We start from the raw sequence: 26,265 nt of genomic DNA on the forward strand, positions 1-26,265 counted from the left end.
GCCGCAGGGAAGAGCATGGGGAGGCAATACTCGTGAGTGAAGGTGCAAAGAAAGAATCATCTGTTCAAAAACACTGGTTTCCAGTATTAGCTGGTGTGCTGATTTTGGCGATTATCGGGATCTTTGGTTACCAATACATGCAGAAGACCCAGATTCCGGTCATCAAGGCATTGAATGATTTCACATTGGACAATATTGACGGCTCGAAGTATACCTTCTCGGAGAGTGCGGGCAAGGTGCGATTGGTTGAATTCATCTTCACCAATTGCCCGGATATTTGTCCTGCGACGACTTACAATATGTCCCAGCTGCAAGAGCAGTTGAAGGAAAAGGGATTGTTTGGGGACAAGGTAGAGTTCCTCACCATTACCTTTGATCCGGATTATGATACTCCAGAAGTGCTGCAGCAGTACGCGGAAAAATTCCACGCTGACCAGAGCGGCTGGAAGTTTTTGCGCGGCGACAATGCAGCCATTGAAACGGTCACTAAAGACTTTGGGATGGCTGTCATGAAGCTGCCGGATGAGAATTCGCCGTCTGGGTATTCGATTACCCATACAGCCCGTATGTTCCTCGTCGATGGTGATGGCAACATGCGTCAAGCCTATGGCATGGCAGCGGACATGGATATGGATTTGATGATGAAAGAGATGTCGATCCTCGCAGATTAGGATAAGTTGGCAGTCCAATCGGATGTTGCGAACGCCCACTTGCGATTGCTTAGTAAAGCAAGAGCAGGTGGGCGTTTTGTGTCCCTTTTCTCGTCAAAATGTAGGAGATAGGCCGAGATTGGCAAGACTAGATGAAACGAATGCCTTCCGGTGTGATACAATAGAGGTGGCATGCTTGGTTCGGGTTCCCAAAATCATGCACGATGACGTTAGGAGGAAAGAGTTTGAGCGACGTTAAGATTTTCGCAATGGGCGGCCTCGGCGAGATCGGAAAAAATATGTACTGCGTCGAGTACGAGGATGAAATCATCATCATTGATTGTGGGGTTAAATTTCCGGAAAACGAGATGTTCGGGATTGATTTGGTGATTCCGGATGTTTCCTATCTGGTGGCAAATCAGCACAAGATCAAAGCTTTGTTGCTGACGCACGGCCACGAGGATCACATTGGAGCGATTCCTTATGTGTTGAAACAAATCAAGGTGCCGATCTACGGCGGACGCCTGACCCTGGGCTTGGTCAAGGCAAAGCTGGAAGAGCACCGCATGCAAAATGACGTATCGTTGATTCCGATTTCGGAAGACACGGAGATCCCTTTCAATCAGTTGAAGGCGGCATTCTTCCGCACCAATCACAGTATTCCGGATTCGTTTGGGGTCGTTCTACATACACCGGAGGGCATGGTGATCCACACAGGTGACTTCAAGTTTGACATGACGCCTGTAGGGCAAACGACCGAGTACGGAAAAATTGCCCGGATCGGCGCGAGCGGAGATGTATTGGCACTGCTCTCTGACAGTACGAACAGCGAACGTCCTGGTTATACCATGTCGGAACGCACAGTAGGCGAAGGGATTCTGGAGGTTGTGCAAAAAGCGCGTGGCCGCATCATTTTGGCTACATTCGCATCGAACGTACATCGCCTTCAGCAGGTAGTCGATGCCGCACAGGAGTGCAATCGCAAAGTAGCTGTCATTGGCCGCAGTATGGAAAAAGTCTTTTTGATTGGACAAGAACTGGGCTATATTCAGATGCCGGAGGGTATGCTGATCGACATCAAGCATATTGACAACTACGCGGACAACCAGGTGCTGATCATTTGTACCGGCAGCCAGGGTGAGCCGATGGCAGCTTTGACGCGCATTGCTTCGGGATCGCATCGCACCGTCTCCATCTATCCGGATGACACGGTGATTATCTCTGCATCACCGATTCCGGGGAATACCATCAACGTAAGCCGGACGATTGATAAATTGTATCGCGCTGGCGCCAACGTCGTGTTGAGCCATGCTTTTGACATTCACGCCTCCGGTCACGGCAGCAGTGAAGAGCTGAAGCTGATGCTCAACTTTATCCGTCCACGCTACTTTATCCCAATTCACGGGGAGTATCGCATGCTGAAGACGCACTCCAAGCTGGCACAGCAGGTCGGGATCGAGGAGAGCAACATCTTCCTGATGGATAATGGGGAAGTGCTCAACTGCTCGAGGGAAAAAACCTGGATGAGCAAGGTACAAGCCGGTATCGTTCTGATCGACGGCAGCGGCATCGGGGACGTAGGCAATATCGTTCTGCGCGATCGCAAGCATTTGGCGGAGGATGGTCTGATGGTCGTGGTCGTCAGCCTCGACATGAAAAACTTCAAGATCCTGACGGGTCCCGACATCGTCAGCCGAGGCTTCGTTTACGTGCGTGGCTCCGAATCCCTGATTCAGGAAGCGACGCTGCTCGTTCGTCAGCGCCTCCAGGAAGCTTTGGAGAAGAAGATCAAGGAATGGTCGGAGCTGAAGTCGCAGGTCAACGAAGTGATCAAACCGTTCATTTACGAAAAAACGGGGCGCAACCCGATGATCCTTACCATTTTGATGGAAGTGTAATCCTACACACTTCCGGATTCTCCTAATGGAATGAACGGGTTATAATAGTGGTAATGGAATTGAGAAAAAAAGGAGAGACTGCCCGATGATGTCTTATGAAGCATATATGAGCCAAGTGATCCAGCCCATGCGTGACGAGTTGACTCGCAATGGTTTTCAAGAGCTTCGCACTGCTGAAGAAGTGGAGCAAACCCTGCCAAATGCGAAAGGATTGACGCTGGTTGTTGTCAACTCCGTTTGCGGCTGTGCAGCAGGACTTGCACGTCCAGCTGTTGTTCATTCCTTGAACCATGCGAAAAAACCGGATAACATTTACACTGTGTTTGCCGGACAAGATAAGGAAGCGACTGCAAAAGCCCGCGAGTACTTCGAAGGCTATGCTCCGTCTTCCCCATCCTTTGCGATCATGAAGGACGGCAAAATCATGACGATGATCGAACGTCATCAGATCGAAAACAACGATCTGCAAACGATCTCCAACCTGTTGACCAGTGCTTACGACAAGTACAGTGAATAAGGCATAGGCAAGCTAAAAAGGCGCTCTGCAAGGGCGTCTTTATTATTTCCCACATATAGGTTGTGCATGAGTCCCTTCTATTATTATAATAAACATATTTGTTTAAAAAGTATAAGAGGGAGGGAACTTGCGCTTGAAGCAAAAACTGGTGATTATTACAGAAGTTACACGCGGTTTGGGTCGGGCGATGGTGGAGCGGGCAGAAGGGGTGATCATTAACATCAGCTCTTATTGGGGACGTCATGGAGAGGGGATGGTTGCTCCGTATTGTGCATCCAAGTTTGCCGTAGAAGGTCTGTCCCGGTCACTGGCTCAGGAGCTGCCTAAAGGGATGGCCGTGGTGGCACTCGATCCGGGAGGGAGTATCGACACTGCGATGCTTCAGCAGTGTTCCCCGGGAGAGGTGGAGACAGCGCCTTCCCCCGAAGCGTGGAGCCGCGTAGCCGTACCGTATCTTCTCAAGATCGGTCCAAAGGAAAATGGCAAGTCACTTACCTGTCCCCGGGCCGTCTGAATAGGAAAAGTCGCTCATTCCCAAAGGGGAGGGCGACTTTTTGTTTTCGATGAATTCCTATAAGGATCGGACCTGATTCTGCCGATCCCGTTGCAAAAAGGCGTGAAGCAGACAGAGAAGCACGGCGCTAAAGGCAACGATGGTAGAAATCAGAAGACTGGACTGCACGCCACCCTGATCGTAGCTATAGCCCAAGGCCAGCGGACCCAAGAGACGACCGACTGTGGTAATCGATCCCACCACTCCCAGATAAAAAGGAGCCATGTCCCCCGTTTTTTCTGAGACAAAGGTGGGGATAGTAGGGGCAATCAACATTTCGCCAAACGTCGTAATGATCATGCCCGTAATAAAAGCTGCGTAGCTGTCGTGGAAGAACAGCATGAATGCAAAGCCAAGGCCGTAGGCAACAGCACTGGCGACGAGCTGGGCGGACAGATTTTGCTGCAGCAGGCGCTTGAACCAGGCAATGACAGGCTGACCTGCGAAAATGACGATTCCGTTGACCGTCCAAAGCCAGCTGTAAGCCGAGAGTGGCATGCCCTGACTGGTCAGATAAGGGGCTACACCCGTGTTCCAGACCGTAGTAGAGAAAAAGATAAAGCCGCCGCCGAGAGCCATGAACAGGTATACGCGATAATTGAACAGCAGCTTGAGTGTCTCCAGACCAGTACGTTTGACCGCCTTTTCGCCGTCTTTGCCGACCAGCTCCTGATGGGAAATATGTTTCATGATCAGGAAGAAGAACAGGGCGAACAAAAGCGTACTGATACTGTTGATAAAAAAGGTAAGCTGAAAGGAAATCGTGGCAATCAATCCGGCAAGCGCAGTACCGATTGCCATACCCATATTGTTGCCCACATAGACGACGTTAAAAATTTCACGTCGCTGCTCTTTCCAGCGAAATCCGATAAATGCCTGAATGGCAGGAGCGGAAAGATTGTAGGTAAAACCAAGACACATCATGACGGCTAAATAGACAGGCCAGCTATGAATCAGTGGTATTGTAAACTGAAACATGCCTTGCAGAAAGAGAGCCCCGACAATAAGCCGTTTTGCTCCCAGACGGTGAAAAAGCGTACCACCGACAAACTGGCCGACAATGCCAGCGATGGACTGAAGCATGAGAACAAAGCCAGCTTCTGTCATCGAACGGCCCAGAATCGTATGTACGTACAACGTGGTCAAGGGCCACATGAATGCACTGCCAGAGGCATTGATAAAGCTGGCAGTGAGGAAAAGCAATGCTTCACGAGGATAGCGGTTCAACAAAGAAAATGGCGAAACCATAGGAAGTCACACCTTTGCGGTAATATATTCTAAGTATAGAATTTTTTGTATACTTTGTAAATAAAAATGTTTAGTAAATAGTTATTGCTCACCCAAATAAAGGCTGCTCCGTGATGATTATATTCGAGTATACTAAGAAAAGTGGAGAGGTGGACTCAAGCCCCACTTCGGCTTCAGCCCAAGGCTTGGCGGAGAACTGCTAACTACAGAATAGAAAGAGCTTAAAGGTGGAGTCGTTCTTGAAACGAGTATGGAAACGCGTATTTGTCCTGTTATTTCTTTGTATAGTGGCAACGACGGGTTATTACGGATATGCCTTTTACGAATTCTCACAAGGGATTCAGCAGCCCAATCTGGTAGATGAGACAGAAGCGCCTTCTGGAGGCGGCCAGGAAACGAAGGCGGCGGAGATTCCGCAATGGGATGGCAAGGATCGTGTCAACATTTTGCTGATGGGTGTGGATCGCCGAGGGGTTCGCAACAGCGGATTGCCGCGTTCGGATTCGATGATGGTCGTGAGCATAGACCCTGAACGCAAGCGCTTTGACCTTTTTTCCATTTTAAGGGATACGTATGTTGAAATTCCTGAACACGGCATGTCGCGCATTAATGCGGCGGTCGTGAATGGCGGTCCGGAGCTGGCGATGAAAACGGTCAGTCATTTTACGGGCCTACCCATCAACCGGTATGTCATCACAGATTTCGAAGGCTTCAAGGCGCTGATTGACGCAATGGGCGGCGTGAAGCTGGATGTCGAAAAAAACATGTACTACCATGATCCGACTGACAAAGGTATGTATGACATCAACCTCAAGAAGGGTCTGCAGACCTTGGATGGAGACAAAGCATTGCAGTACGTGCGATTCCGTCACGATGCAACCTCTGACTACACCCGCACTGAGCGTCAACGCAAGCTGTTGGCTGCCGTAGCGGATCAGATGAAGCAGGGAACGACATTGATCCAGCTGCCGACGATCCTGAAAGAAGTGACGCCGTATATTCAAACCAACATCAGCTCCATGGATATGCTGAAGCTTTCATCCCTTGGACTCATGTTGAATACGGATAATCCGGGTAATTACCAGGTTCCTCCGATGGGAATGTTCCGCGAATCCAATCGTGCGGGCTCCGTTCTTATTCCCGACGTCAAGCAAGTGCAGGCGTTTATTCAGGAATCCCTCAATCCGCCTGTTCAGGAAAAAGGAAACAGAATTGCCGAAGGATGGAGCACCAAATGACAACAGCACGCAGCATTAAGCGGGCTGTTGTTTTTTTGCTTTTGGTGAGCCAGAAGAGGAGCTGCTTTATTTTTATTCACATTTGAATAAATATTCGTAAAACTTAATTAAATCATTTCAAATCCCATTCCCAAATCCGCATTTGTCGAGTATATTTTGGGGGCAGTGGGTTTTTTTAGATAAAGGGGGAAAATTTTAATGAGAAAAAATATTTCAATGCTGGCTGGCATTACCTTGCTGGTAGGCACCATTCTGGCTGGCTGCACGGGCGGCGGGCAAGCACCGACCACCCAACCAGGAGCGGTTCAGTCTCCTGATGCATCGGCCCCTGCTCCTGCAAGCAATGTGGAGCAAGTATTCCGTGCCAATCTGACGAGCGAGCCTTCTACTGCTGACCCGGGTCTGGCGAAGGATGCCACTTCCGGTACGCTGGTACGCGCGACATTTGACGGTTTGACTCGCCTGGATGGAGATTCCAAACCAATGAACTCCGTAGCTTCTGATGTGAAGCTGTCCGATGACAACCTGGTTTACACCTTCACGATCCGTGATTCCAAGTGGAGCAATGGAGATCCGGTAACGGCACACGACTTTGAATTTGCCTGGAAACGTGCCCTGGACGCGAATTTTGGTGCTGAGTACGCATACCAGCTGTACTACATCAAGAATGCTGAAAAAGTAAACAAAGGTGAAGTTTCTGCAGACCAGCTGGGTGTAAAAGCCCTGGATGATAAAACGCTGGAAGTAACGTTGGAAAACCCAACACCGTTCTTCCTTCAACTGACTGCTTTCTATACCTACTACCCAGTGAACAAAAAAGTGGTAGAAGCCAATCCGAACTGGGCGATGGAAGCTGCTACTCACGTAAGCAATGGTCCTTTCAAATTGACTGCTTGGGAGCACAAAAGCAAGATCATTCTGGAAAAGAACGAGCATTATTGGGATAAAGACGCTGTGAAGCTGGAGAAGATCGACTTTGCAATGATCGAGGATGACAACACAGCATTGTCCATGTTTGATAACGGCGAACTGGATTGGGCAGGTCAACCACTCGGCGGATTGCCTGTAGATGCAGTACCGGCTTTGAAGGACTCAGGTAAACTGGTTGTACATCCAAAAGCGACCATGTACTGGTACAAAATGAACACAACCAAAGGTCCTTTGGCTAATGTGAAGATCCGCAAGGCGCTGTCCCTGGCTGTAAATCGTCAGGAAATCGTGGACAACATCACACAAGTAGGTCAGGTTCCAACCATGGGAATGCTGCCACAGTCGATGATCATCAAAAAAGAAGGTTATTTCAAAGACAACGATGTAGAGACCGCAAAACAATTGCTGGCTGAAGGGATGAAAGAACTGGGTGTAACTCAGCTTCCAACGATCACTTTGTCCTACAATACAACTGACCGTCACAAGAAAATTGCCGAAGCGATTCAGGACCAATGGAGAAAGGCTCTGGGTATTGATGTAAAACTGATGAACAAAGAATTCAAGGTACACTTGGATGACATGCATCAGCTGAACTATGAAGTAGCACGTATCGGTTGGAACGCAGACTTTAACGATCCGATCAACTACATGGAAATGTTCCGTGACCAGAATACAGGTAACAACGACACCGGTTGGGAAAATGAGCGCTACAAGGAATTGCTGAAGCTGTCTGCAACTGAAAATGATCCTGCAAAACGGACCCAGCTGTTCGCGGAAGCAGAGGAAATTTTCATGAACGAGATGCCGCTCATTCCGCTCTTCACAGACGTGGACATCTGGGTACAAAGCGACAAAGTGAAAGGCGTACAAGTGGATGGACTCGGCTTTATCGACCTGAAATGGGCTGAGAAAGTAGAGTAGGAACGTCAATAATTAGATGATAAGTAAACAAAAAACAAAGGCCGCGAGAATAATCGCGGTTTTTGTATTTTTATTTCTAGAATAGGAGAGTATAGTAAGAGCATATTTATTGTGTTTTTTAAATAATTTTTTACAATAAAATAATAATATTTAATGAATAAATAAAATTTTATTAAATCACTCTAAAACATGTTTAAAAATAATATAAAAGGATGTATATTGATAAAGGATTTAGAAAAGGGGGATTTAGTTGTATGAAAAAGAATGTGTTCGTGGCAATGAGTTCGATTCTCGTACTTGGTGCAGCACTTGCAGGATGCGGTGGCGGCAACCAAGCGGCACCAGAAAATAATTCAGGTAGCAACGCTGAGGCGCCAGCAACTGGTCCTAAAGTTCTGAAACTGAACCTGCGCTCCGAACCACCTACAGCTGACCCAGGAATCGCGGAAGACTCTACTTCCGGTACTATTATCCGTGCAACCTTTGAAGGTCTGACCCGTACTGGTGAAGACGGTAAAGTGCATGAAGCTGCTGCGGAAAGCTATGAAGTTTCCGAAGACGGAACAAAATATACATTCAAACTGCGTGATGCAAAATGGAGCAACGGTGATCCAGTAACAGCAGGCGACTTCGAATTCGCTTGGAAACGCGCTCTGGATCCAAAAACAGCTTCCAACTATGCTTACCAGCTCTATTACATTAAAAACGGTGAAGCCTTCAACAAAGGCGAAGCTACAATGGATGACGTTGGCGTAAAAGCGCTCGACGATAAAACTTTGGAAGTAACGCTGCAAAACCCAACTCCGTTCTTTACTGAACTGACTGCTTTCTACACCTACTACCCAGTAAACAAAAAAGTAGTAGAAGCCAATGAAAAATGGGCAGCAGACGCTGCTACGCACGTAGGTAACGGTCCTTTCAAATTGACCACTTGGGAGCACAAAAACAAGCTGGTTGTAGAGAAAAACGAAAACTATTGGGATAACAGCGCTGTAAAAGTGGACAAGATCGAGTTCTCCATGGTTGAAGACGAGAATACAGAGCTGTCCATGTTTGACAACGGCGAATTGGATTGGGCAGGTGCACCTACAAGCGCGCTCCCAACCGATGCTATTCCGGCTCTGAAAGATTCCGGAAAAATGAAGACTCAACCAACGGCAGGTACGTACTGGTATAAATTCAATACAGAAAAAGCGCCTTTCAACAACGTGAAAATCCGTAAAGCATTTGCTTATGCGATTGATCGTCAAGGCCTGATCGACAACGTGCTGCAAGCAGGTCAGCTTCCAGCAACAGGTGCGGTACCACCATCCATGGCGCTGAACAAAGATGGCTACTTCAAAGACAACGATGTGGAAACAGCGAAAAAATTGCTGGAAGAGGGTATGAAGGAAGAGGGAATCACTTCTATGCCTACCGTTACACTCTCCTACAACACATCCGAAGGGCACAAAAAGATTGCAGAAGCGATCCAAGACCAATGGAAGAAAAACCTTGGCGTAGATGTAAAACTGGAAAACAAAGAATGGAAAGTTTACATCGAAGACCTGCATCAAGGAAACTACCAAATCGGTCGTATGGGCTGGTTGGGTGACTTCAACGATCCAATCAACTTCTTGGAGCTGTACAAGGATAAAAAAGGTGGCAACAACGACACCAACTGGGAAAATCCGAAGTACAAAGAACTGCTGAACCAATCCGCTCTGGAGCAAGATCCAGCGAAACGTTCTGCAATCTTGGCTGAAGCTGAGCAAATCCTGATGGATGAAATGCCAATCATGCCAATCTACTTCTACACGCAATCTTGGGTACAAAATGAGAAGGTTACAGGCGTAATCGTAGACGGTTTGGGTAACGTTGACTACAAATACGCTGATAAAGCTGAGTAATTTTAGTTCGACCGACGAGGGGTGCGCTACGCGCCTCTCGTTTTTTTTTATGCATATGGACAAATGACCAATCCATTCCGCGCTTCCTGACATAGAGTGAAAGGAACAAACTGTACCAGGGGGGATAGCTGTGGATTTGGGCAAGCTGATGAGCTTTATTCGAACGATTCCGAAGGATAAGCTGAAGACGGATGCTGGTTTGAAAGAAGTGATTCGCGACTTGGGGAAAAAGTCTGGAAAAAACTTTACTGATCAAGAACTCAATCGGTATGTGGCTCAGTTCAGAAGCATGTACAAGACAGAAAACGTGGGAAGTCTGTTGGATAAACTCTCCAAAAAGGGCATGAGCTCCAAAGAATTGGATAACATCAAGAAGCGCTTCAAATAAGGGGAGGTGACATTATCGCTGCCAAGGCAAAAAGAAAGAAAAAGCCGGCTAATCCCCAAGAGCATTTGGTGGAGATGATGAATAGACTTGCTGATTCCACTCATGTGAGCAACGAACAGATGATGCGGGAAATGAGCGAGGTGCGTCAGGAGCTGAAAGATATGAAAGAGCAGCTGGGTCGACTCAAGGCAAAGCCCTCGGTCACCACGCAGAGACGCAGTATTCTCTTTCGTCCCAGAAGCACCGTTCCTGTCCAGGTTGAGCCGGAAAAACCGAAGCCGGTTCTTTCGCTGGAAGACCTGCTTCCACTGTTGCCGCATCTGAGCAGTGCGATTCCTCAACTGAAAAACCCCAAAGTGGCTGATTCGATCAAGGTTCTCTCCAATCCGGCTGTTCTTTCAATGATTCAACAATTTGTCGCTAATGGTGGATTAAATGCTTTGAAGCAGAAGCCGGTCACGCAGGTAAGTCGGCGTGAGCGACGCGGGCTGTTTCGCTAGTTTAAATACGCATAACTATTCGTGGCTGCCTTTCTTGGTTCTCAGGAGGCAGTCTTTTCTTTCGGCAAGTTCAAGAGCAGAAGAGAGACTTATAAAAAAGAATGCGATTTTCGTCGAGATTGGTACCAATTGACTATAAACTTTATGGTTCAACGAGCGTCTAATAGAATGTTGAGCGTGGCATGTGTGCGAAACGCGAGTAAAGAGGAGAAATCACGGAGGAGGTCAGGATGAAAAGAAGTTTATACCCCATGTTGCTCATGCTGCTGGTCCTGTTGCTCATCCCTGGTTGGGCGGCTGCGGCCACTACAGCCCAGGATCAACCGGTCAATCTGATCATTGGTGGACAAGCTGTAACCCCCGATGTTCCACCTGTAATCAAAGGGGGACGCACGCTTGTTCCAGTGCGGGTGATCGCAGAGGGATTAGGTGCTGAAGTGGACTGGAATGCAGAAAAAAAGACTGCAGAAATCACGCGTAATGGTCAGAAGCTTGTGCTGACGCTCAATTCTCGACAAGCTGTGGTCAACGGCAAGCCGGTTCAATTGGATACGCCGCCGGTGATCAACCAGCAGCGTATGCTTTTGCCACTCCGCTTTGTCGGAGAATCATTGGGAATTACGGTCGGTTGGGAAAATAACAACCGGACGGTCATCGCCAACGAAACTCCGCAAGCAACGTTGAATGGACAAAAGGCTCCTGAGGCGGTCAAGTTTTATCAGGTAAACGATACCTTGTACATGACCGTACAGACAATTGCCGATCAGTTTGGTCTGAAGAATCATTCCTGGAAGCGACCAGAGCGAGGCCTCAACATGGATGGACTGCTCGCTTTGCCACTGGATCAGATGGAATCGGAATTAGGCGGTACATTTACCTGGAGTCAAAAGAAGAACCAAGTAGAGATCGAACGAATCAGCTATTTGACTGACGTGAAGCAAAAAGGTGAGACTGTACATATTCAAACGACACTGCCTGTTGGATCAGAAGCGATCGTACTCAATGGACCGCATCGCATCGTGCTGGATCTGCCACAGACTGTCCTCGACGAGGATCTGGTGCCACTCAGCTACGGCAATAAAGAAGCTTCCACTGCGGAAAAAGAGTCTGACGAAGCAGATGAATCCACAGACGAGGATGGACAAGCTGTTGAGGATGAAGATCAAACAGCTGAGGCTGTCCAAGCAGATAAAGACGTTGAGCCTGTACAGGATGAACTGGTGTCCGACCTGCGCTTTAGCCAGTTTCATTCGTCGCCCAACACGGTTCGCGTCGTCATCGAGTTGAACCAAAAGAGCAAATACAACCTGACTTACACCGATCGAGGCATCGAAGTACAGCTGATTCCTCAACCGAGAAAAACAGGCTATCTGATCGTGGTAGATGCAGGGCATGGCGGAAAAGACCCTGGGGCTCTAGGGGTAACCGGCAACCACGAGAAGGATTATACCCTTGCAGTAGCCAATAAGACTGTAGAGCTGTTGAAGCAGTATCCGGAGTTTCAGGTGGTATCGACGCGCAGCACGGACGTATTCCTGGAATTGTCTGAGCGCGTGGCTATAGCGAACGATTGGGATGCAGACCTGTTCCTTTCCATTCATGCCAACTCCTTCTCAAATCCAAAAAGCGGTGGTACGGAAAGCTTCTATTACAATGCGAACAGCAAGGAGTTTGCACAGCTTGTTCACAAGCATCTGCAGGGAGCTACCGGTTTCCAGGATCGAGGAGTAAAGTCTTCCGGTTTCTATGTCATCAAGCATACGAAAATGCCGGCGGTTCTGACTGAAACAGGCTTCCTCTCCAACCCAGCGGAGAACAGCAAGCTCACGTCGCCAGCGTTTCAAGAAAAAATCGCAAAATCGCTTGTAGCTGCCATACGTGAATACTATCAGTCTTATCAGTAGGCAGTGAACCGTAAGGAGGAAATAACGATGAAGAACAGACGTCGTCTGATCGGACTGGCCATTTTTGCCCTGGTGCTTGTCGCGGGTTGCGGCCAACAAAATGCCACACCAGCACCGACACCCACACCTGCACCACAGCCCAACACATCTGCAGAGCAGCCGGCCGGTCCTGAATTGACCAAACAAACGATATCTGTATTTTATTCGGATGGGGATCTGCTGTCCTTGCAGGAAGAAAAACAGGAAATTGCTTTTGCGGATGATCTGGAGAAGTACAAAAAGGCAATCGCGACCCTGGAAGTTCCGAAGGACAAGGAGAAGCACTTTCCTCTGTGGGTAGATTTCAAGTATCACTCGCTCACCTTTGATAAAGGGAGAATCACGATTGATTCAGATGGTAAAAATCTTTACAATCTGGGGTCCGGCGGTGAAGGCATGGCACTGGAAGCCCTGACGAAAACCCTCTTTCAGTTTCCAGAGGTAGAGAGCATCGCGATTCTTCGGGATGGTGAGGTTGTCGATTCCCTGATGGGGCACGTCGAGATCACGGAGCCTTTTACGCGTGATCAGCTAGAGAATAAATAAATGAAAAAGCACTTCCCTGCTGTAATCGGGGAAGTGCTTTTTTTTAGGCGGGCTCACGTTCGCTGAATAGGAACTTGATGGAGTAAATACCTGCCAGACCTACAATCGTATAGACAATTCGGCTTACAATCGAATAATTGCCGCCAAACAGCGTGGCGACCAGGTCGAACTGAAAGAGCCCGATCAATCCCCAGTTAATAGCTCCAATGATGACCAGAATCAAGAACAATTTATCCATCCTGCACCACCCTAGCCCAAGAATAGTAGTAAGTTGCCCCTATTTTGGTTTTTTCATAAGCGAAATCAGGACGATCTTTAAGAAAGCTTAACAATCACAACACAATACAACAACATTCGCGCTGTAAACTTTGTAAGTGAAAAGACCAAAAAAAAACTCTACTTTAATGGGGAGGATTTTCATCCAATGAAAAAACTCAGCAAAATGTTTATGGCACTTACCGTTGTGGGCGCATTGCTCGCAGGCTGTGGGAGTAATAGTGCAGCTCCGACGCAACCACAACAGCAATCTGGTACAGCAACTCCAGCTCCGGAATCGAACTCTGGTAATGCAGGGACTGAACAAACTAGCAATGAACCGATCACAGCGGTTGGATCTACTGCTATGCAACCATTGATTGAACAAGCAGCAAAAGACTTCATGGCAAAGAATCAAGGCCTGCAAATTCAAGTTCAAGGTGGCGGTAGCGGTACCGGCTTGAGCCAAGTAGCGAGCGGCGCTGCTACAATCGGTAACTCTGATATTTTTGCAGAAGAGAAAAAAGACATTCCTGCTGCTGAGCTGGTAGACCACAAAATCGCAGTTGTCGGTATGGCTGCAGTTGTGAATCCAGAAATCAACATTGATAACCTGACAAAACAACAACTGATCGATATCTTCAGCGGTAAAGTGACCAACTGGAAAGAGGTTGGCGGTCCAGATCAAAAGGTAACACTGGTTAACCGTCCAAAATCCTCTGGTACTCGCGCAACCTTCAGCAAATTCGCACTTGATGGAACAGAAGAAGCAGAAGGCATCACAGAGGATTCCTCGGGTACTGTACGCAAAATCATCTCTGAAACACCTGGTGCGATTGGATACCTGGCGCTGTCCTACATCAATGATTCTGTAAAAGCGTTGAAACTCGATGGCGTGGAAGCAAACGGCGAAAACATCGCTACGAACAAATACCCGGTATGGGCGTATCAACACATGTACACCAAAGGTGAGCCGACTGGAAGCGCAAAAGCTTTCCTCGAGTTCATGCTGACTGAAGAAGTACAAAAGAAAACCGTTACTGATCTGGGCTTCTTGCCTATCACAGACATGAAAGTAGATCGCGGTGCAGACGGAAGCGTTAAATAAAACAGTCACGACCGTTTTATTTGACCGCAAGCGGTGACATCGACTTTTATGAAAAACGTCGAGATGTTTCGATCCCCCGATGAGAGGGGACGTTTTTCACTGACAAAATAAACAGCACGCAAGCGGTAGAAGCGAAATGAGGGGTGGGGGGCGCTTACCCCTCATTTTGCTGCTTGCTTAGCCCGTTTTTTCAAGGAGGAGATCATGAGCCATCGTTCTGACACTGAGCGTCAATCCGGGATTGCGCGCAAAATGCTGAGTTATAACAAACGTCAATGGACGGAAAATGTGACAGGCAAGGTCATCGCAACGGTATGTGCGGCTTTGCTGATCGTAGTGGTCTTGTCGATTACGTATTTCATTGCTTCAAAAGGATTGTCCACCTTTTTTGTAAATGGTGTCAGCATCACCGAATTTTTGACTCAAATCAAATGGGACCCTGAGGGTGAACCTGCAATCTACGGTGTTTTCCCGTTCATTCTCGGTTCTTTTCTCGTGACGACCCTGGCAGCTTTGATCGCTGCGCCGCTGGGAATTGGTGCGGCTATTTTCATGGTTGAGCTGTTTCCCAACTTCGGGAAGAAAGTACTGAAGCCTGTTATTGAACTTTTGGTAGGGATTCCATCCGTCGTATACGGCTATGTGGGACTAACCCTGCTCGTTCCGTTTATCCGTGAGCAATTTGATGTGCTGGGCTTTAGCTTGCTGGCAGGGGGACTTGTTCTTGCTTTGATGATCCTGCCTACCATCACCAGCGTGGCAGCCGATTCGATTGCTGCGGTGCCGCAGGATTTGCGCAATGCTTCGCTCGCGCTCGGAGCGACCCGCTGGCAGACGATCTGGAACGTCGTCCTTCACTCTTCATTGCCAGGATGCCTCACCGCTATTGTATTGGGAATGGCCCGTGCCTTTGGCGAAGCCCTTGCTGTCCAGATGGTCATCGGGAACACAACCAAGCTACCGGGCAGTCTGCTTGATCCGATCAGTACATTGACAAGCGGTATTACCCTGAACATGGGGAATACGATTCAGGGAACCCCTTACAATAATGCGCTGTGGTCGATGGCGCTGCTGCTCTTGTTGATGTCGTTCGTCTTCATCATGATCTTGCGGATTATCGGTAGAAAAGGGCTGGTGAACAAATGAGAGCGAAAATCATGGATCGCGCAGCGACAGTCATCTTGACCCTGATTGCTGTTCTGATCATCGGTACGCTGGTAGGCTTGCTCGGGTTTATCCTGACTCAAGGCTGGCATAAGCTGAATCTGGATTTTCTCACCTCACCACCCGATATCGTCAACGCAGGCGGCGGGGTTGGACCGCAGCTGTTCAACTCTTTGTATCTGCTTGTTCTGACGATGCTGATCGCGGTACCGCTTGGCCTTGGAGCAGGAATTTATATGGCTGAATATGCACCGGATAACAAGTTTACGCAGTTTATCCGGATGAGTATAGAAGTGTTGTCCTCACTGCCTTCCATTGTCGTGGGTTTGTTTGGACTCTTGGTGTTCGTGAATATGACTGGATGGGGCTACACCCTGTTTTCCGGTGCATTGGCTTTGACTGTATTTAACTTGCCTTTGCTGGTGCGCGTAACAGAGGATGCCATCCGCAATGTACCGCGCAGCCAAAAAGAAGCCAGCTTGGCTCTGGGGATTACCAAATGGCGCACGATTGTATCCGTCATCCTGCCGGCAGCTCTACCGGGGATTCTCACCGGAACGATTCTTGCCGCCGGACGTGTATTCGGGGAAGCGGCCGCACTCTTGTTTACAGCTGGAATGTCTTCACCTAACCTGGACTTTACGAATTTTGCCCTGAACAGTCCTACATCTCCGTTAAATCCATTCCGTCCTGCGGAAACGCTGGCGGTGCATATCTGGAAGGTAAACAGCGAAGGCTTGGCGCCGGATGCACGCGACGTAGCCGATGGCGCTGCTGCTGTTCTGATTATCGCCGTGCTGATTTTCAATCTTTCGGCACGCTGGTTTGGTACGTGGATCTACAAAAAGATGACTTCAGGATCAAACTAGGAAAGGGTGGGAGTCATGACGGTAAGTACCTTGGAAGAGACAATCATTCGGACGCGCGATGTCTCCGTCTATTATGGAGAAAAACGTGCGGTGTCCAATATCAATATGGATATTAAACGCAATTCGGTCACTGCTTTCATCGGACCCTCCGGCTGTGGAAAGTCTACGCTGCTGCGCAGCATGAATCGTATGAATGACCTGGTTCCTTCCTGCCGTGTGACAGGGTCCATCACGGTCGATGGAACAGATATCAACAGTCCGAACGTGAATATTGAGGGGTTGCGTCAAGTAGTAGGAATGGTTTTTCAGCGTGCCAATCCATTTTTCAAGTCGATTTATGAAAACATTGCTTTTGCTCCGCGTTTTCACGGTTTGACCGATAAACGAAAGCTCGATGAAGTGGTGGAAGAGAGCTTGCGCAAGGCTGCGCTGTGGGATGAAGTCAAGGATCGGCTGCGTGAGTCCGCGCTCTCCCTATCTGGTGGTCAGCAGCAGCGGCTTTGCATCGCCAGGGCAATCGCCATGCAGCCGACTGTCCTGCTGCTCGACGAACCAGCTTCGGCACTCGACCCGATCTCTACGATGAAAATCGAAGAGCTGGTGATGACGTTAAAGGATGAGTACACGATTGTGATCGTCACGCATAACCTGCACCAGGCAGCGCGTGTCTCTGAAAAAACCGCCTTTTTCCTGTTGGGGGAGCTGGTGGAATACAATGATACCTCGAAAATGTTTACCTCTCCTGACCACGAGAAAACCGAAGCGTATATCAGTGGGCGTTTTGGCTGATTTTTGAGTAGCTGAATCGGAAAGGCTGTCGACAAATGGATCGACAGCCTTTTTGGTACGTTCGGAAAGTGTAAGTGCGATAAAGTGCTAAAAGACGACGGACTCGTTTAACCAAGCCTTTTTCAAGAGCTTTACACCAAGCTGGATATCATCAAGTGATAAATTGCTGAAACCAAGTTTGATCATGGGTTCTTCGGTTTTGTTATGCAAGAAGAAGGGTGAAGTAGGGTAGACTTTAACCCCCTGAATGGAAGCTTGCTGAATGAGCCATTCTTCTGAACGCTCCAGGTGTACTTTGACTAACACGTACAAACCCGATTGCTCGCCGATAATCGATAAATGTTGGTTGAAATGATTCCTTAATTCAAAAACGAGGTGCTGCATTTTTCGTTTATACACAAGCCGCATGCGTTTTATATGGCGATTCCATTCCCCTTCCTCCATGAATTTCGACATGGCGAATTGGCTCAATAGTGAAGTGGTGCTCTCAAAATGGGTGAATTGATTTCTATAAGCGTTTATTAGTGGCTGTGGCAATACCATATAACTTAAACGGATTCCTGGAAGAAAGCACTTTGAGAAATTGCCGAGATAAATCACTCTCGACGAATCTATGGAAGCGAGAGCGGGAAAAGGTTGTTGGGTATAGCGAAATTCACTGTCATAATCGTCTTCGATAATATATCCTTTCATCTTGTTTGCCCAATGGATCAGTGCATGCCTTTGTTGGATGGGCATGCTCACCCCGTATGGACTGTGATGGGACGGCGCCACATAAATTAATCGCGATTTCATCTGTTCTAAGTGTGAAAAATCGGCACCTGTCTCATAAACAGGTACCGTTTCAAGCGTAAAACGATTTAGTTGAAAAGCTTCCCTAGCGCCATCATAACCAGGATCCTCCACAATCAAGCTAGAAAAATCATGTTTCAGGACATGACCGAGATAGACGAGCATTTGTTGGGTACTGCTTCCGATGAAGATTGCATGTGGATCTGTTCTCACCCCACGAGACTGGAGTAGATATGCTGCGATTTGTTCGCGTAGGCACCATTCGCCAAAAGGTTCCCCGTATCGAAAGCTGTCCTTTTCCGTTAATACCTGATTCGAGATCCTCCTCCACGCTTTTAAAGGGAAATGCGCTTGATCGACAACGTCTGCGCGGAAATCGATGCGAACAGGTGGTACCGGCTCTGTTTGCTTGTGATGAGAAGAGCCGCGAGCCTCTTGAAAGGAAAGGGGCTCTATTTCATTAACAAAATAACCTTTTCGTCCTTCCCCGCGAATATAGCCTTCAGCAACCAACTGCTCATAGGCCATTAATGTTGTATTGCGACTTACTTGAAGAGATTGTGCAAGATGACGAATGGAGGGCAATGGCTCATCTGCTTTTATGTCGCCATGTTCAATGAATGATTTGAAATGCTCGTAGATTTGTTTGTATTTGGGGGAGCTATTCGTAAATGCAAAAATGGTGGTTATCATGTTTTATCTCCCTGACATGTGCATTTTTTCAGTATTGTACCTTTTTTAATGTCAGTTTGAAATATATCATACCGTGTAAAGGATATCTGCTGTTGAGGAGGTTTGGTGCATGCTATGGAGTTTTCAACAATTTGGCTATTTGTAATAGCTGCTGCAACATTATTAATCATACCTGGACCAGCTGTGTTCTATATTATGGCAAGAAGTATTGAACAAGGAAAGAAAGCAGGCCTGGTATCCGTTCTTGGTGTATCTCTTGGTGGTGCTGTTCACGTATTAGCTGGAGCAATTGGAGTTTCTGCGATCCTGATGACATCAGCTACAGCCTTTCATCTCGTCAAATACTTGGGTGCTGCCTATCTGATCTATCTGGGGTGTAAGACTTTATTTTCTGCATCTGATAGAACGAAGTCAGAAAATCCAAAAGTCACACGTGAAAAATGTGGTAAGATTTTTTACCAATCAGCGCTCATAGAAGTCATGAATCCGAAGACAGCACTCTTTTTTTTAGCCTTCTTTCCGCAATTCATTACACCTACTGCTGGATCAGTCGCCGTACAATTTTTGCTTTTAGGGTCGATTTTTATTATGCTGGCTTTTATTAGTGATGGTCTGTATGCCATTCTTGCAGCAAGTATGAGAAAGTGGATTCTGGGTAGGAAAGCGAGCTCAAAGCTGCAGAGTCGGATTACTGGTTATTTTTATATTGTGTTAGGGGTATTCTCCGCCTTTGCGAGCCCCTCCAAAACATAAATGTGAGGATGAAATGGAGAGATATGGTATGACTAGATTTATCATTGAAGATGATTTTTGGTCGTTATTCCCTCATGCCAAAATAGGCACTGTCATTTGCCGGGGGATTGATAATTCGATCAGGGACGTTGAAATTTACGAGAAGCTGCTGCAGGAGGCAGAGAAAGAAGCCCATGCATTTTTAAGTATGGAGGATTTCAGCAGCAATCCAGTGATATCCGTTTGGCGAGAAGCTTTTCAGAAGTTCAAGACAAAGAAAGGGGCAAGGTGTTCCATTGAAGCTTTATTAAAAAGAGTGAAAAATGGCAATCAGATCGGAACAATAAACCCGCTTGTCGACATTTACAATTCCATCTCATTGCGCTACGCTCTTCCGTGTGGTGGGGAGGATATCGACACGTTTGCAGGCGATATCCGGCTTACGCTGGCAAATGGAAGCGAACCGTTTATTCCATTGGGAAGTGAAGAAAATGCTCCTCCATATGCAGGGGAAATTGTTTATAAGGATGATGAAGGCGCAATATGCAGATGCTGGAACTGGCGTGAAGCCCAGAGGACAATGCTAACAGAAAATACGAAAAATGCATTTCTCTGTATGGAATTAATCGATGAAACAAGAAGCGATGAGTTTCATATGGCCTTGAAAGAATTGTCTGATTTAGTGTCGCATCATCTTGGTGGTACTGTGAAAATTGAAGTGTTAGATATCCATCATCGGGAAGTGAAGATCTTTGGTTGATATCGAACATAAAAGCCCTCTTATGCAGAGGGCGTTTTTGTCGTCTGGAAGAAGCGAATCTCTTGTTCCAGATCTTCTACAATAAAAGTGAGCTTGCCGGAATCGTGGAGAAATTGCTGGGAGTACGACAGGCTTTCCTGATTGGAGGCTACGGCTTGCTGCATGCCGCCGATGACTTCCAAAGCAGATGCGGATAGCGCATCGACACGTTCCAGAATCAATTGGCTATGCTGGTGAATGTGGGTAGAGAGCTGATCGATAGCCTGGAATTGACCCGTGAGCGTATCGCTGATTTGCACGGTATTCGTGAAGGTTTCGGTAGCCTGCTGCAGGGTTTGGATGGCCTCCAGCGTGGCTGTATCCGTCGTCTGCATGCAGTGGGAGACATGCTCCATGCGCTTTTCGCCTTCCGCAATCACCTGCTGGATGCGGGAAGTAGCCGTTTCGGTTTGTGCACTGAGCAGTCCGATTTCGTCCGCAACTACGCCAAATCCCAGCCCCGCTTGTCCGGCTCGTGATGCCTCTATACGTGCATTGAGGGACAAGAGCTTGGTTCGTTTGGAAATGTCCAGAATCATGCCGGATATATCGCTAATATCCAGCATGCTTTCCTTCATGGCAGATACAGCAAGGAGTGACGTGCGCATATCCTCTGATATTTTCACCATTTCAACCTGCAATTGCTGGATGGAGTCTGATGCGCTGGAGGTTTGCTGCCGCGACTCCAGATTTTGACCCACTGCGGTCTGCATCAGACTGGTGATCCGATTCATCTCCTGGGTGATTCCGTTTACATGCGTGTGAATCTCTGTAATTTGCGTTTGCTGTTCGTCCATCTCGTGGGACAACTGCTCGGTGACGTGTACGACTTCGCTTTGCACATCGTGGGAGCGGCGAGAACCCGCTTCTACATGCTTGGCCACCTGTTTGACATCCGAGATGACGTGCTGAATCTTGCTAATGATCGAACCAATCTGTCCGGTCATCCGATTGAAGCTGTCAGCCAATTGGCGCAGCTCGTCATTGGTTTGTACCTGCATGGATAAGGAAAGATTGCCGTTGCTGAAGGCGGTCATTTTTTGCTGCACTTCTTTGATCGGATTGACGATTTTGCGGACGAAGCCAAAGAGCAGCACGGCAAGTGCAGCGAGTCCAATCAAAGAGACAGTGAGAATCGTGAGCTGCAATAGCTCTACCTCTCGTTCGACCTCGGACACCCCCTGGGTGACGATGATTCCCCAACGGAGCCATGGCTCGTACTGATACGCGGCGAGGTAATCCGCCTGATCCAGAGTGAGCAGATCGATGCCCGATTTTTCTGCCATCACTTCCTGGACGACTGGTAGCTGATCCAGAGAAGGGCGTTGCAGCGCATAGTTTTTATCCGGATGGGCGACTAGTGTCCCCTTTTGGTCGACAATCATGGCGTAGCCGGTCTGCCCAATCTTGATGGTTCCGATGAATTCGCTCAGCTTGGGAACCGAGACAAAAGCGACGACAACCCCGGCGGTGTCACCGTCCTCTGTGAAGAGGGGCACTGACACGGCGATCTTGGGAAACTCAGTCTCGGAGAATTGAAAGACATCCGAAACATAGGCAGGCTGCTGAGACAACGCCAATGCTTGTGAATACCACTCCGATTCCCGCGGATCATAGGCATCAATGGGCGAGCTGGGAAATGTCACGTATTTCCCGTCTGCGGTAGCCAGCTGCAGCTCCGAAATGGTGGGATGCTGAGCCGCAAGATCTGTAAAAATGCCAAATACCTGACTGTTTGACACTTTGCTGTTTTTGTAGGTGGAAGCAAAGGATTGCAGTGTTACAACGATCGAATGAACGCGATTGCTGGCTTCTGCTAGCGTGGAGTGAGCTGCTTGAGAGAGTTGCTGTCTGGATTTCTCGTGGAGCATGGCATCGGATTGATTGCCGATGAAGAAGCCTGCGGTCACCATCATGCCGACCACCATAGCCAAGATCCCGAAGAACAGCCTGGTAAAAATAGAACGATAATGAATGGATGATTTCTTTGTTTGGGGCATCATCAGCTCTCCCTTATTCATGACAATACCTGTCTTCAGCCTTTATTGTAGGAGTCAGTAAGAGAAAGGTCGATAGATGGACGCCAACATTTACCTGATCTTAAACTTTCGGAAAAACTTTATCAAAACTTAATATTCTCCATACGGAAACACCATATTTCGCCGCTATAGTGGAAGAGCGAGAGCAAATTCTAAGCGACAACGAAGGAGCGAGAACCGTATGAGTGTCATTTCGGTGCGAGAGCTTAATCTCTTCTACGGTAAGCAGCAGGCCCTCTATGACATCAACCTGGATGTCGACTCCCATGCCATCACAGCGCTGATCGGACCATCAGGTTGTGGGAAATCGACTTTTTTACGTACGTTGAATCGAATGAACGATTCCATTGCCCATACAAAAATTACCGGATCGGTAAAAGTATTTGACGAGGATATCTACAGTTCCCAGGTCGATGTGGAAAGACTGCGAAAAAATATCGGAATGGTGTTTCAGCACCCTAATCCTTTTCCGAAAAGCATTTACGACAATATTACCTACGGTCCCAAGCTGCACGGAATGAGTGATCGCAGCAAGCTTGATGAAATCGTGGAGTCCAGCCTGAAGGCAGCAGCTCTCTGGGACGAGGTGAAGGATGTTCTGAAAAAACCGGCGACAGGACTTTCCGGGGGACAGCAGCAACGTCTTTGCATTGCACGCGCACTGGCCGTTCAGCCGCAGATTCTCCTGATGGACGAGCCGACTTCCGCACTCGACCCGATTTCTACGGCAAAAATCGAAGAACTGTTGGAAGAATTGAAATCGACATATACGATTGTCATTGTGACGCACAATATGCAGCAGGCTGCGCGCATTTCTGACAAAACCGCGTTTTTCCTCAATGGTGTGCTGGTCGAGGTCGATCAAACACCGACAATCTTTCAGAATCCATCTGACAAACGAACCGAGGATTACATTACGGGACGTTTTGGCTAATCGCATACTGGCATGAAGCAGAGTTATTCCAGAGGTCTCGAGCTGACTGAGGAATGGCTCTTTTTTTGCGTGTAGGAAAAGATCGATGCAAAGAAGAGGAGAAATTCCCTCTATCCGTACAAAAAACAGAATAGGACACTCAGCACGCGGAGAAAATAGGCGCATCGCACCATAAAAGGAGGATGTTTCCATGTGGCATGGATGGCCGATTGAACGCGTGCTGATCTTGTTTGCAGGGATTGCGTTTGCGCTGTTAGCGGTACAGGTCACCCTTTTTCATTCGCGGCAAAATTTTCGACACTGGGCCATGTGGCTGCCTGTTATTGAGCTTCCTTTGTTTGCTGTTACCGCCATTGTCTTGTCCTTCTACAACGCAGGCTGGCTGCGCTGGGTATTTGCCCTGTGGATGCTGATGGGGGTAGCTGGAGGGGTATACGGAGCCTATTTGCATACAGTGGGAGTGGGACAACGAGTAGGCGGTTACGGACAAAGCCAGAACTTTCTTGTCGGACCACCTGTCATCTTGCCTTTGTTTATGACGGCGCTCTCCGCATTGGGGCTCATCGCCCTGTTCTGGGGGTGATCGGATATGAGCAAAAATAGTCGCTATCCTGCTTATGACGTGTGGGCAGAGCATACGCATTGGGACGATCACACGAAGCAGGTCGTAGGCTCCAGGCGCTCACCTCAGGTTGCCTATCAGTTTTTTAGCCATTCAGAAGGACTGCTGGTACAGACCGCGGCGAGTGAGCTGGTGAACGATCATCGTCTGGAGGTACTGACATTCGTCACGCAGCATCTCGACGAAGCATTGGCGAGTCCCATCGGAGAGGCACAGCGAAAGGTAGGGGTGCCTCCGAAAAAGCAATTGTATCGCTGGGGTCTTGCCGGTATCGAAGCGGAGAGTCAAGCCAGATACGGAACGGGGTACGTAGCGCTGAAGAAAGAAGAGCAGCAAGCTATTCTGCAGGAAATAGCGGCAGGGAGGACCCAGGCCAAGGAGGAGTGGTCACAGCTTTCACCAGTTGATTTTTTCAAACGTTTCCTGCGTGACGCCGTAGATGCCTACTATTCTCACCCGCTGGTCTGGTCGGATATCGGGTATGGTGGTCCAGCTTATCCGCGCGGGTATGTGCGTGTAGAAAAAGGGCTGACAGATCCCTGGGAGGCGAAAGCGGATGACAAATGACAGCGAATTGACGCATCACAGTGTTCACTACGATGGACATCATTCGAATCAAATGAGTCAGCGAAAGTATCAGGATGGGGCCGACGTCTGTATTGTCGGAGCAGGTGCGGCTGGGGGTGTTTTGGCGCATGAGCTGGCACAAGCCGGGCTCAAGGTCGTCGTCATTGAAGCAGGTCCATATTGGAATCCGCAGCTTGATTTTGCAAGCGACGAGCTCGCCATGCGCAGGTTGGGCTGGCAGGAGACGCGCCTGGTTGATGGTCAAGATCCGCTTCGCCTTGGACATAACAACTCAGGTCGCGGTGTTGGTGGCGGCACGGTGCATTTCACGGGTGTTTTTTTGCGCCTGCACGAGAGCGATTTTATGACCAGAACCATAGATGGGGTCGGTGAGGATTGGCCGATTCGCTATCAGGATCTGGCTCCTTATTATGACAAAATCGAGCGGGAAATCGCTGTCTCCGGTCCAGATCATTTTCCCTGGGGAGCGTTTCAGGGGCCGTATCCTTACCCGGTACGGGAGCCGATCAGCGCCAATGCACAGCTCTTCCGCGAAGCTTGTGAAAAGCTGGGGATGGAAAGTGTCGTTGCACCTCTGGCGATATTATCTGGCCCGTTCGACGGGCGTCCGCCCTGCATCAATCGCGGCTTTTGCAATCAGGGATGCATGCCAAATGCCAAGTACAGCGGGTTGATTCATCACATCCCCAAAGCCATTCAGGCAGGGGCGGAAGTGTTGTCTGACTGCATGGTGACGGAGATTTTGATGGATGGAAGCCGGGTGAGCGGTGTTGTATTTTCGCATCATGGACTGACTTACCGACAAAAGGCGCGGGTAGTGATCCTCGCAGGATTTGTCGTCGAAACTCCCCGCTTGCTTCTCCATTCCGCAACGCCTCACTTTCCGGACGGATTGGCCAATTCCAGCGGATGGGTAGGCAAGGCCATCATGCCACACTCCAGTCACGACGTGTACGGACGTCTTCCGGAAGAGGTGCGCTTGTACAAGGGAACTCCTGTGCTTGCATTGACTCAGCATTATTATGAAACGGACCGGGATCGGGGATTTGCTAGGGGATACACCTTGAGTGCGCACGGGTCAAGACCTGTATCCATGGCGGGGGCCATCGCGGCAGAGCGGGAGGACGGCACGTTTTTGTGGGGGCAACAGCTGCGTGAAGCCATGCTGGATTACAATATGTACGCCCGCATCACATTGGTTGGAGAAGTACTTCCACACCCGGAAAATGCCGTTACACTGAGCGGCTTGAAGGACGAGTACGGGATGCCGATTCCGAAGGTGAGCTTCAGCTATCAGGAAAATGATAGGAAGCTCTACAAGCACGCGATTGGTGAAATGAATCGGCTGATCGGGGCAATGGGGGGAACGCCTGAGCATGTGGTTTCGGATACCGCTCATCTGATGGGGGGATGTCGAATGGGGAGGGACCCGCAGACGTCTGTTGTCAATGAGTACGGACAGACACACGATATTCCCAATCTTTTTATTGCAGGAGCGTCCACCTTCGTCACTTCCGGGGGGGCCAATCCGACAAACACAGTGATGGCGTTAGCTGCGCGGACGGCCGACAAGCTGATCGAAGCCATGCAACTTCGTGAAGTATAGCTTGTTCACTTTCTCCAAAAAGGGATTTTATACGCGTTCTGCCCATACGCACCA

Annotated in this window: 25 protein-coding genes; 21 read left to right on the plus strand and 4 right to left on the minus strand. The window is 48.6% G+C overall.

Features of this window, described 5'->3' with window-relative positions; genetic code table 11:
* The first annotated feature begins 32 nt into the window (after nt 1-32).
* The 4 genes from EDM52_RS17290 to EDM52_RS17305 all read left to right on the plus strand — a co-directional run bounded on the left by EDM52_RS17290 (nt 33) and on the right by EDM52_RS17305 (nt 3,579).
* Nucleotides 33-671 (plus strand): SCO family protein, encoded by a 639-nt coding sequence (locus EDM52_RS17290; RefSeq protein WP_122910200.1) that lies wholly within the window; start codon nt 33-35, stop codon nt 669-671.
* Between the two features lie 203 nt (nt 672-874).
* Nucleotides 875-2,548, plus strand: coding sequence for a ribonuclease J1 (rnjA, locus tag EDM52_RS17295; protein WP_183185167.1), 1,674 nt, complete (start codon nt 875-877; stop codon nt 2,546-2,548).
* An 85-nt stretch (nt 2,549-2,633) separates the two neighbouring features.
* Nucleotides 2,634-3,065 (plus strand): BrxA/BrxB family bacilliredoxin, encoded by a 432-nt coding sequence (locus tag EDM52_RS17300; protein ID WP_122910202.1) that lies wholly within the window; start codon nt 2,634-2,636, stop codon nt 3,063-3,065.
* A gap of 133 nt (nt 3,066-3,198) precedes the next feature.
* Nucleotides 3,199-3,579, plus strand: a complete 381-nt coding sequence (locus EDM52_RS17305; protein ID WP_415783064.1) for an SDR family oxidoreductase — start codon at nt 3,199-3,201, stop codon at nt 3,577-3,579.
* A 57-nt stretch (nt 3,580-3,636) separates the two neighbouring features.
* Here the strand turns inward: EDM52_RS17305 and EDM52_RS17310 are convergent, their stop codons facing one another.
* Entirely contained in the window at nt 3,637-4,866 is a 1,230-nt protein-coding gene (locus EDM52_RS17310; RefSeq protein WP_122910203.1) for an MFS transporter, read from the minus strand.
* 239 nt (nt 4,867-5,105) lie between these two features.
* On the opposite strand from EDM52_RS17310, the gene EDM52_RS17315 reads away from it, so the two are divergent.
* The 7 genes from EDM52_RS17315 to EDM52_RS17345 all read left to right on the plus strand — a co-directional run bounded on the left by EDM52_RS17315 (nt 5,106) and on the right by EDM52_RS17345 (nt 13,221).
* On the plus strand, nt 5,106-6,104 hold the full coding sequence (locus EDM52_RS17315; RefSeq protein ID WP_122910204.1) for an LCP family protein: 999 nt from the start codon (nt 5,106-5,108) through the stop codon (nt 6,102-6,104).
* A 198-nt stretch (nt 6,105-6,302) separates the two neighbouring features.
* A complete protein-coding gene (locus EDM52_RS17320) occupies nt 6,303-7,955 on the plus strand; it encodes a peptide ABC transporter substrate-binding protein (RefSeq protein WP_122910205.1) in 1,653 nt (550 codons plus the stop codon).
* 254 nt (nt 7,956-8,209) lie between these two features.
* A complete protein-coding gene (locus tag EDM52_RS17325; protein WP_122910206.1) occupies nt 8,210-9,844 on the plus strand; it encodes a peptide ABC transporter substrate-binding protein in 1,635 nt (544 codons plus the stop codon).
* 130 nt (nt 9,845-9,974) lie between these two features.
* Entirely contained in the window at nt 9,975-10,232 is a 258-nt protein-coding gene (locus EDM52_RS17330; protein WP_122910207.1) for a hypothetical protein, read from the plus strand.
* 104 nt (nt 10,233-10,336) lie between these two features.
* Nucleotides 10,337-10,732, plus strand: a complete 396-nt coding sequence (locus EDM52_RS17335) for a hypothetical protein (RefSeq protein ID WP_245997044.1) — start codon at nt 10,337-10,339, stop codon at nt 10,730-10,732.
* 230 nt (nt 10,733-10,962) lie between these two features.
* Nucleotides 10,963-12,636, plus strand: a complete 1,674-nt coding sequence (locus EDM52_RS17340) for an N-acetylmuramoyl-L-alanine amidase (RefSeq protein WP_122910209.1) — start codon at nt 10,963-10,965, stop codon at nt 12,634-12,636.
* Between the two features lie 27 nt (nt 12,637-12,663).
* Nucleotides 12,664-13,221 carry a GerMN domain-containing protein gene (locus EDM52_RS17345; RefSeq protein ID WP_122910210.1) on the plus strand — a complete coding sequence of 186 codons (558 nt, stop codon included), beginning with the start codon at nt 12,664-12,666 and terminating at the stop codon, nt 13,219-13,221.
* Between the two features lie 43 nt (nt 13,222-13,264).
* Here the strand turns inward: EDM52_RS17345 and EDM52_RS17350 are convergent, their stop codons facing one another.
* Entirely contained in the window at nt 13,265-13,459 is a 195-nt protein-coding gene (locus tag EDM52_RS17350) for a DUF378 domain-containing protein (protein ID WP_122910211.1), read from the minus strand.
* A gap of 186 nt (nt 13,460-13,645) precedes the next feature.
* Here EDM52_RS17350 and EDM52_RS17355 point away from each other — a divergent pair, with 186 nt between their 5' ends.
* From EDM52_RS17355 to pstB (EDM52_RS17370), 4 genes are all read left to right on the plus strand, one after another.
* On the plus strand, nt 13,646-14,584 hold the full coding sequence (locus tag EDM52_RS17355; protein WP_122910212.1) for a phosphate ABC transporter substrate-binding protein: 939 nt from the start codon (nt 13,646-13,648) through the stop codon (nt 14,582-14,584).
* Nucleotides 14,585-14,788: 204 nt separating this feature from the next.
* Nucleotides 14,789-15,730, plus strand: a complete 942-nt coding sequence (gene pstC, locus EDM52_RS17360) for a phosphate ABC transporter permease subunit PstC (protein WP_122910213.1) — start codon at nt 14,789-14,791, stop codon at nt 15,728-15,730.
* Nucleotides 15,727-16,617 (plus strand): phosphate ABC transporter permease PstA, encoded by an 891-nt coding sequence (gene pstA, locus EDM52_RS17365; protein WP_122910214.1) that lies wholly within the window; start codon nt 15,727-15,729, stop codon nt 16,615-16,617. Before pstC ends, pstA begins: the two co-directional genes overlap by 4 nt.
* A 15-nt stretch (nt 16,618-16,632) precedes the next feature.
* Nucleotides 16,633-17,406, plus strand: a complete 774-nt coding sequence (gene pstB / locus EDM52_RS17370; protein ID WP_122910215.1) for a phosphate ABC transporter ATP-binding protein PstB — start codon at nt 16,633-16,635, stop codon at nt 17,404-17,406.
* A gap of 87 nt (nt 17,407-17,493) precedes the next feature.
* Here pstB (EDM52_RS17370) and pdxR read toward each other — a convergent pair whose 3' ends face one another.
* Nucleotides 17,494-18,891, minus strand: coding sequence for a MocR-like pyridoxine biosynthesis transcription factor PdxR (pdxR, locus tag EDM52_RS17375; protein ID WP_122910216.1), 1,398 nt, complete (start codon nt 18,889-18,891; stop codon nt 17,494-17,496).
* A gap of 114 nt (nt 18,892-19,005) precedes the next feature.
* Between pdxR and EDM52_RS17380 the strand changes: the two genes are divergently transcribed.
* Both EDM52_RS17380 and EDM52_RS17385 read left to right on the plus strand, forming a co-directional pair.
* Nucleotides 19,006-19,644 carry a LysE family translocator gene (locus tag EDM52_RS17380; RefSeq protein WP_122910217.1) on the plus strand — a complete coding sequence of 213 codons (639 nt, stop codon included), beginning with the start codon at nt 19,006-19,008 and terminating at the stop codon, nt 19,642-19,644.
* Nucleotides 19,645-19,672: 28 nt separating this feature from the next.
* Complete coding sequence (locus EDM52_RS17385; protein ID WP_122910218.1) at nt 19,673-20,383, plus strand: B3/B4 domain-containing protein; 711 nt, start codon at nt 19,673-19,675, stop codon at nt 20,381-20,383.
* Between the two features lie 20 nt (nt 20,384-20,403).
* Here the strand turns inward: EDM52_RS17385 and EDM52_RS17390 are convergent, their stop codons facing one another.
* Nucleotides 20,404-22,443 (minus strand): methyl-accepting chemotaxis protein, encoded by a 2,040-nt coding sequence (locus EDM52_RS17390; RefSeq protein WP_245997047.1) that lies wholly within the window; start codon nt 22,441-22,443, stop codon nt 20,404-20,406.
* A 199-nt stretch (nt 22,444-22,642) separates the two neighbouring features.
* Here EDM52_RS17390 and pstB (EDM52_RS17395) point away from each other — a divergent pair, with 199 nt between their 5' ends.
* The 4 genes from pstB (EDM52_RS17395) to EDM52_RS17410 all read left to right on the plus strand — a co-directional run bounded on the left by pstB (EDM52_RS17395) (nt 22,643) and on the right by EDM52_RS17410 (nt 26,211).
* Nucleotides 22,643-23,395: a phosphate ABC transporter ATP-binding protein PstB gene (gene pstB / locus EDM52_RS17395; protein WP_122910220.1), complete on the plus strand. Its 753-nt coding sequence runs from the start codon at nt 22,643-22,645 to the stop codon at nt 23,393-23,395.
* A gap of 190 nt (nt 23,396-23,585) precedes the next feature.
* Nucleotides 23,586-23,978 (plus strand): hypothetical protein, encoded by a 393-nt coding sequence (locus tag EDM52_RS17400; RefSeq protein ID WP_122910221.1) that lies wholly within the window; start codon nt 23,586-23,588, stop codon nt 23,976-23,978.
* A 6-nt stretch (nt 23,979-23,984) separates the two neighbouring features.
* Nucleotides 23,985-24,584, plus strand: a complete 600-nt coding sequence (locus EDM52_RS17405) for a gluconate 2-dehydrogenase subunit 3 family protein (protein WP_122910222.1) — start codon at nt 23,985-23,987, stop codon at nt 24,582-24,584.
* 52 nt (nt 24,585-24,636) lie between these two features.
* Nucleotides 24,637-26,211, plus strand: coding sequence for a GMC family oxidoreductase (locus EDM52_RS17410; protein ID WP_122910272.1), 1,575 nt, complete (start codon nt 24,637-24,639; stop codon nt 26,209-26,211).
* The last annotated feature ends 54 nt before the right edge of the window (nt 26,212-26,265 follow it).

It is taken from the genome of Brevibacillus invocatus (genome assembly GCF_003710915.1).
Classification (GTDB): Bacteria; Bacillota; Bacilli; order Brevibacillales; family Brevibacillaceae; genus Brevibacillus; species Brevibacillus invocatus.

Excerpts from the sequence above, each read along its gene's own strand:
- pstB (WP_122910220.1), top strand. The coding sequence starts at position 22,643 with ATGAGTGTCATTTCGGTGCGAGAGCTTAATCTCTTCTACGGTAAGCAG.
- pstA (WP_122910214.1), top strand. The coding sequence starts at position 15,727 with ATGAGAGCGAAAATCATGGATCGCGCAGCGACAGTCATCTTGACCCTG.
- EDM52_RS17405 (WP_122910222.1), top strand. The coding sequence starts at position 23,985 with ATGAGCAAAAATAGTCGCTATCCTGCTTATGACGTGTGGGCAGAGCAT.
- EDM52_RS17400 (WP_122910221.1), top strand. The coding sequence starts at position 23,586 with ATGTGGCATGGATGGCCGATTGAACGCGTGCTGATCTTGTTTGCAGGG.
- EDM52_RS17310 (WP_122910203.1), bottom strand. The coding sequence starts at position 4,866 with ATGGTTTCGCCATTTTCTTTGTTGAACCGCTATCCTCGTGAAGCATTG.
- EDM52_RS17380 (WP_122910217.1), top strand. The coding sequence starts at position 19,006 with ATGGAGTTTTCAACAATTTGGCTATTTGTAATAGCTGCTGCAACATTA.
- EDM52_RS17345 (WP_122910210.1), top strand. The coding sequence starts at position 12,664 with ATGAAGAACAGACGTCGTCTGATCGGACTGGCCATTTTTGCCCTGGTG.
- EDM52_RS17320 (WP_122910205.1), top strand. The coding sequence starts at position 6,303 with ATGAGAAAAAATATTTCAATGCTGGCTGGCATTACCTTGCTGGTAGGC.
- pdxR (WP_122910216.1), bottom strand. The coding sequence starts at position 18,891 with ATGATAACCACCATTTTTGCATTTACGAATAGCTCCCCCAAATACAAA.
- pstC (WP_122910213.1), top strand. The coding sequence starts at position 14,789 with ATGAGCCATCGTTCTGACACTGAGCGTCAATCCGGGATTGCGCGCAAA.
- EDM52_RS17350 (WP_122910211.1), bottom strand. The coding sequence starts at position 13,459 with ATGGATAAATTGTTCTTGATTCTGGTCATCATTGGAGCTATTAACTGG.
- EDM52_RS17410 (WP_122910272.1), top strand. The coding sequence starts at position 24,637 with ATGAGTCAGCGAAAGTATCAGGATGGGGCCGACGTCTGTATTGTCGGA.
- rnjA (WP_183185167.1), top strand. The coding sequence starts at position 875 with ATGACGTTAGGAGGAAAGAGTTTGAGCGACGTTAAGATTTTCGCAATG.
- EDM52_RS17325 (WP_122910206.1), top strand. The coding sequence starts at position 8,210 with ATGAAAAAGAATGTGTTCGTGGCAATGAGTTCGATTCTCGTACTTGGT.
- EDM52_RS17385 (WP_122910218.1), top strand. The coding sequence starts at position 19,673 with ATGACTAGATTTATCATTGAAGATGATTTTTGGTCGTTATTCCCTCAT.
- pstB (WP_122910215.1), top strand. The coding sequence starts at position 16,633 with ATGACGGTAAGTACCTTGGAAGAGACAATCATTCGGACGCGCGATGTC.
- EDM52_RS17355 (WP_122910212.1), top strand. The coding sequence starts at position 13,646 with ATGAAAAAACTCAGCAAAATGTTTATGGCACTTACCGTTGTGGGCGCA.
- EDM52_RS17300 (WP_122910202.1), top strand. The coding sequence starts at position 2,634 with ATGATGTCTTATGAAGCATATATGAGCCAAGTGATCCAGCCCATGCGT.
- EDM52_RS17390 (WP_245997047.1), bottom strand. The coding sequence starts at position 22,443 with ATGAATAAGGGAGAGCTGATGATGCCCCAAACAAAGAAATCATCCATT.
- EDM52_RS17340 (WP_122910209.1), top strand. The coding sequence starts at position 10,963 with ATGAAAAGAAGTTTATACCCCATGTTGCTCATGCTGCTGGTCCTGTTG.